Genomic DNA, 6732 nt, shown 5'->3' with positions numbered 1-6732 from the left:
CCACGGTGTGATTGCTGTATTGGTTACTTGGATGCTTGTTGTATTTTTCGTTGTTACATCTTTAATGATTTCTAATTCTTTGGCTGTTTTATCTAATAAGTAGCCTTTTGGCGCTTCTGTTTCCACTAATGTGTACTTGCCTAATGGTAATTTGTTAATGTTTGCTTTACCATCTTCACCTGTTACTAATTCGTGTACCTTACCAGTTGCCACTTCCGTTAATTCGAATTTTGCTCCTGATAGAGCCTTAGTTTTATCTTTTGCGTCAATTTTTAATACTTCAACGCCACCTAAAACAATTGTTTCTTCATTCGTTACTGAAACACTTGTTTTATTTGCTGTAGTTTCATCTTTCTTCACTTCGATCTCTTGAGGTGTTGAATTTAAGTTATATCCTTCTGGTGCTTCAGTTTCGACTAAGCTATATTTTCCTAATGGTAATTGATCTACCACTGCTTTTCCGTCTTCACCCGTCACCAAGTCAAACGTCTTACCAGTAGCGATTTCAGTTAATGCGAATTTCGCTCCTGATAACACTTTATTCGAATCTTTTGAATCTGTTTTAGTGACTTCTATACTACCAAAGACTTCTTTTGGTGTATTTTCAATATCAACATCAATAGTTGGTTTATTAACTGAAACAAACACAGCTTCTGTTAAAATTTTGTAACCATCTGGTGCCTCAATTTCCTCTAAGTAATACTCTTCAGGCGCTAATTTATCAACGATAATCTTGCCATCTTTATCTGAGACTAAATTATCTCTCACAATATTTCCTGTACTATCTTTTAAGACAAATTTTGCATTTTCTAAAGGTAATTTAGTAGTTGAGTCTTTTTTGACAACCGTTAATTTCGCTGTCTTGCTACCATCTCCCCATGCATCTGCATTAATATTTTGGATAGTATGAGTTTTGCTATCATGTTGTGCTTCTTTACCTTCAACTTGATAATCAGTCTCTACTGTATTTTTAAAGAAGGCTACATCCATATCTTTTATTTCTGATTTATACATAATTCTAAATTTATTTTGTGTTGCTGTGGCTTGTGGTATAACAATATTCACCGTGCCATTTTCTAATGAATAGTCAACAGTGGCATTGAAATCTCGTTTAAAATTATCTAACGCTCCTTCACCACGATACATTTGATTCGTTACACCTTCTACATAAATTTCAATTGTTTCAGGTTTTAATTCATGAGCATTCGGGCTTTCTTTCAACGTGTCCACTATTTTCAAGTCGGAATTTAATTTTTCGGCATTATTGTTAACAGAAACGTCCCACAAGACTTCCGTTGGTTTTTCAGCATATATTCCACCATTTTTAGTGGTAAAATCAGCTGTGCCAGGACCTGGGTCGGGACCTGGCTCTCCTTTAGAAACAACCACTTCTTTTATCTGGTTACCACCTACAATATTAATACTTTCACTTGATGCACCATTATTATAATTATTAGCAGTTACTTGGAAGGTTACTCCACCGTGAACCGTCCCTTGATCAAACTGTTCGACTACTTCATTAAATGTAATAGTTGCTCCGGTAAGTGTTATGACCGCTGTTCCAACAGCAATCCCATCTACCTTAATCTCTTTTTCTATAGCAAATCCTTTAATTTCGACATTGTTCATTTTGGGCCAACTTAAATTAATTGTATCGCCATTTTGAATTTTTTTATTTTGGTCGTTAAATTCGGCTGTAATTTTTAAACGACCACCATCATTTACTTCATTTGTGTCTGTCGTAATTTTTGACAGTAATTGACTACTAACATCTTGTATCCCTTCAGCTTGAACAACAGTTACAGCTGAAACAAGAATATTTGACATTGCTACTACTAACACTGTCAATAATTTAATCATACGTTTCATTGTATAATTTCCCCTTTCCTTACTTGGAAAATTATAAAACATCCCTTTTTTTGATGAAACTGGCTTTTTTACATATAGATATGTAAAAAACTCCTTAACACCGCTTTCATCATCCTAATAAGAACATCTTGTCACTTTTTGGAAGAAACATAATAATTGAAAAAATCTAAACTAAAATAAATAACATATTTTTTTTATAATTTTATTGATCACTATTATAAACATAAAGATATAGACTTATATAAATTAAGGTTTTATTTGAAAAACGCCTCACAAACGATAATGCTTCCAAACCAATTATATTCGATAAAATAACATGTATAATTTTATTTATTTGATTGTTTATCAGGATAAGAATCAATAAGTTAATAGTAATACAAGATATTAATCAAATCAATGATATAAATCGCTTTTTGTAAAAAATAATAACCTTGTTATTAATTTATTATTATTATGTTCTTTAAAACACTTCGAAAAACTTGTGTATACAAGGCTTTTTATAGATATTTTTTTACATTCACTATACAAAAAATTCACATTCAATTGTTATAAATAGGTAACATAATATATAATAAGAGAATGACCATTAATTAGATGTTTGTGGGGATTATGAAAGAGGGGAAATTATGGTTATTTTAAATACAAAAGAGCAACGACTTATTTCATTATTAAATTTTTTAGAAAATAATAATGACATAACTGTAGAAAATTTAGCAACTTTATTAGGATGTTCAAAATCGACTGTTTTAAATGATCTAACCTTTTTTAAAAATAATTGGCCTAATCTAATTACAGTTTCGATTAACAAAGAACAGGCTATTATTTTAAATCCTACTTCTAGTGGAAATATCAATCAAATTATTAGGGACATCGTTTCAGATAGTCTAGAAGCCCAACTACTTAAAAAGATTTTTTTACATCCTAACCAAAATATCTTTTTTTATGCTGAAATGTTGTATGTTAGCCCATCAACTCTTTACCGAAGCATGAAAAGATTGAAACCTTTTCTTCAAAAATGGGGTATTTCTATTAGCAATAAAAATAAAACCTATGAACTTATCTCTAATAACGAAGTAGATTTTGATATTATCTTTTTTATCATTAAATATCTAGAAGAAATTTACGCTCTTCAAATATCAAAACTTGAATTATCTACTGATTTTGAATGGTTTGATAGAAATTATTCCTATCCTCTACCAGAAGAACAACACTTTATCTATTTAGTACGACATTTACTCAGAACTAAAAACATAGAAACTGGGCCTACCTTTGATCATTTTGTAGAATTTTATAACGAAATTTTAATTGGTGAGAATTTCCATCAAGTGATTAATCATCTCGTTCAAACTATTTCAAAATGGGCGACTGTTTCTACAGAAGATCATGAAGCTCTTAATAATATTTTTATGTATTGTAAAAAAAGAGAATCCTTATTTACATTGCCTCAGGATATCATTTACAATCGACACACTTCATTTGTAGAGAATTTTTCAGTCCAAAATCCTTATATATTCGATAAATTAAAAAAAGCTATCATTCATACCATGCAACGTTTAGAAATGAATACCGATTATCTTTTTGACTATATTTTTTATTTAATTTTAACCAATTGTCATCTTATCATTGATGAAAAAGAAAATAAAAATATTATCATTTATAGTGATTTAGGTAGAAATCATGGTGATTTTTTAGCATACTCAATTATTAGAGCTTTTCTAGATGCACCTTTATCTACTATGGTCGTTGATAAAGAATTTTTTGAAAACTATCACTATGATTCAGCAGATTTAATTATTTCCACAACAGATTTACCTTGTGACGCTCCTATATTGTTTGTTAATGATTATTTGACAGAAAAACAATACTACCAATTACGAAAAGAATTAAAAATTATACAATAAAAAAAGGTGGTCAAAAGTTATTTCCCTCCCTAATTACACGAGGAAAATGACTTTTAAACCACCTTTTTATTTATAAACTATCTTGACTATCTTGAAAATAATTGAGAACAAATGCTAAGGCAACGAGTACAATCCCTACTATATAAACTTGATGTAAATTATTATAAAGAATCTCTCTTAAATCTCCAACTAACTTACTAGGCAATGAACTAACCGTATGAGGATTAATCAGTTTATTCATCATATCTTTAGTTACACCTAATTCTTGTTTTTCTGCTAGACCTTGATTCATTGAGGCGTTTAGAACTAATCCAAAAATCGATATCATGATCGTTTGACCAATCGTCCGAGATAAAGTAAAGAATGATGTTGCCACACCAATGTGATGATCATCAACAGATGTTTGTGCTAAGACAGTTAAAATCGTCATCGTCATCCCGAACCCAACACCTAAAATGGCTGAAAAAATAAAGAAAATACTGTAACTTGTATCTAGTTGCGCAAGACTTAAAAACAGCGCACCAATTAAAATGGGAATCATGCTAATAAAAATAGCCTTTTTAGCTGACCATTTCTGCATCACTTTCCCACCAGCTAATGAACCAAACATCCAAATAACTGACATCGGCGCTAAAACAATTCCGCCTAAAGCAGCCGACTTACCTAAAACCCCTTGCATCCACATAGGAATATAAACTTCCACTCCCATTAAGAAACCACTAATAAGAGCTGCTACTAAGTTGACAATCACATACGTTTTATTTTTGAATAACTCTAACGTAATAATTGGATCAACGGCTGATTTCTCGACTTTAATAAATGAAACTAAACCAATAATAAAAACTGCGAAAGAAGCAACTGTGATCAGACTAAACCCTTCACTGACCGTCTGGAAGCCATATAATAAGGATAGTAACATGACAACTAAGAATATGCTGCCTAAGTAATCGACAGGAGCTTTTTCCACTTCTCGTTTTTCTTCAATTAAATAGACCCAAACTAAGGCCATCAAAACAATTCCAATTGGCACATTAATCAAGAAAATCCAATGCCAGCTTAATGCATCTACAATAAATCCACCAGCTAATGGACCCACAATACTCGCAATTCCCCAAGCCGCACTATTAAGCCCTAAAATACTTGCTCTCTTTTCCACAGGATAAATATCAGCAATAATCGTTAAAGATACTGGAACAATCGCTCCTGCACCAATCCCTTGAATCGCTCTAAAAATAATTAACTGAATCATATTTTGACTTAAACCTGATAATGCAGAACCCACGATAAAAATTGAAATACCAATTAAATAAATTGGTTTTCTACCTATTTTATCTGCTAATTTTCCATATATCGGTGTCATCATCGCGTTCGTTAATAAATAAATTGAAAATACCCAATTCATAATAGATATTCCTTTTAACGACCCGACAATTGTTGGCATTGCCGTTGAAACAATTGTTCCTTCTACAGCTGTCATAAACGTTGCGATAAACACACAGGCTGTAATGACTTTTACATTTGTTTCTCTTTTCTTTGTCACTTAATTCTCCCCCTATCCAAAATAAAAAAACCTTTGTTAGATAGTGCGCTCTAACAAAGGTTTGAATTTTACATACCTAAACTTGTTTTTAATGCTGAGACTTTATCTAATTTTTCCCATGTAAAATCAGCATCTTCCCGACCAAAGTGACCATAAGCAGCTGTTTTTTGATAAATCGGACGTCTCAAATCAAGCATCTCAATAATTCCTACTGGAGACAAGTCAAAGTTTTCACGAATCGCTTCGATTAAAGCTGATTCTGCCACTGCACTTGTTCCAAACGTTTCAACAGAAATTGAAACAGGTTGTGCGACACCGATAGCATATGCTAACTGTACTTCACACTTATCTGCTAATTTTGCTGCTACAATATTTTTGGCAATGTAGCGCGCAGCATAACTTGCTGAACGATCGACTTTGGTTGCATCTTTTCCTGAGAAAGCTCCGCCTCCATGCCTTGCATAACCACCATATGTATCAACAATAATCTTACGACCTGTTAAACCAGAGTCCCCTTGAGGACCACCAATGACAAATCGACCTGTTGGATTAATGAAATATTTTGTTTCTTCGTCTATAAGTGTGCTTGGTATAACTTCTGCTATAACCAAACGTTTTACATCTTCAACAATTGTTTCTAATGTAACGTGTTCATCATGTTGTGTACTAACTACTATAGTATCTACTCGAGCAGGTTTTCCTGCTTCATCGTACTCGACTGTTACCTGTGATTTAGCATCTGGTCTTAAGTAGTTCAGTGTTTCATTGATTCTAAGTTCACCTAATTTTTTCATAATACGATGACTTAGCGCAATCGGTAATGGCATTAACTCTGGTGTTTCGTTATTGGCATAACCAAACATCAAGCCTTGATCTCCTGCTCCTAAATCTTCTTGGTCGTGACTGCCTTCTCTTTTTTCTAAAGAAGCATCCACTCCTTGAGCAATATCGGGTGATTGTTCATCAATTGCTACCATCACGGCACATGTGTCTCCATCAAAACCATATTTGGCACGAGTATAACCGATACCTTTAATCGTTTCACGAACCACTTTTTGAATATCCACATAGGCTGTTGTTGTGATTTCACCAAAGACAAGAACTAAACCTGTCGTAACAGATGTTTCACATGCCACACGAGCATAAGGATCTTTTGCTAGAATCGCATCTAGTATGGCATCACTGATTTGATCGGCGATCTTATCGGGATGACCTGCTGAGACTGATTCTGATGTAAATAATTTTCTTTCTAACATTTTTATTCCCCCTTTGTTTTGTCGGTTACAAGGAATATTTACATATCACACGTAAATCCTATCGGGAATCCTGCAACATTGCTAGTATAACAGATAAAACTTTTTTTACCTACTTAAAATTATTGACCTTTTCCCTCACATACCCTAAAGTAATAGGATAAGATAA

At 32.8% G+C, this 6732-nt stretch carries 4 protein-coding genes and 1 riboswitch; of the genes, 1 reads left to right on the top strand and 3 read right to left on the bottom strand.

The genetic code is table 11. The annotated features are described in order from the left end of the window. Window positions 1–1869: MSCRAMM family protein (locus tag FM121_RS09555; RefSeq protein WP_086951937.1), on the bottom strand; the 1869-nt coding region annotated here is incomplete at its 3' end. A 626-nt stretch (window positions 1870–2495) separates the two neighbouring features. Here FM121_RS09555 and FM121_RS09550 point away from each other — a divergent pair. Beyond that, entirely contained in the window at window positions 2496–3770 is a 1275-nt protein-coding gene (locus tag FM121_RS09550; RefSeq protein ID WP_086951936.1) for a helix-turn-helix domain-containing protein, read from the top strand. Window positions 3771–3840: 70 nt separating this feature from the next. On the opposite strand, the gene FM121_RS09545 is transcribed toward FM121_RS09550, so the two are convergent. Further along, entirely contained in the window at window positions 3841–5310 is a 1470-nt protein-coding gene (locus FM121_RS09545) for an MDR family MFS transporter (protein ID WP_256958444.1), read from the bottom strand. A gap of 68 nt (window positions 5311–5378) precedes the next feature. Continuing rightward, window positions 5379–6566, bottom strand: a complete 1188-nt coding sequence (metK, locus tag FM121_RS09540) for a methionine adenosyltransferase (protein WP_086951935.1) — start codon at window positions 6564–6566, stop codon at window positions 5379–5381. Continuing rightward, window positions 6564–6647: riboswitch (SMK box riboswitch) on the bottom strand. (Overlaps the previous gene by 3 nt.) Window positions 6648–6732: the final 85 nt, after the last annotated feature.

Origin of the sequence: Vagococcus fluvialis bH819, from assembly GCF_900163795.1 — a bacterium.
Classification (GTDB): Bacteria; Bacillota; Bacilli; order Lactobacillales; family Vagococcaceae; genus Vagococcus; species Vagococcus fluvialis_A.
This window is presented reverse-complemented; position numbering and strand designations above follow the sequence as displayed.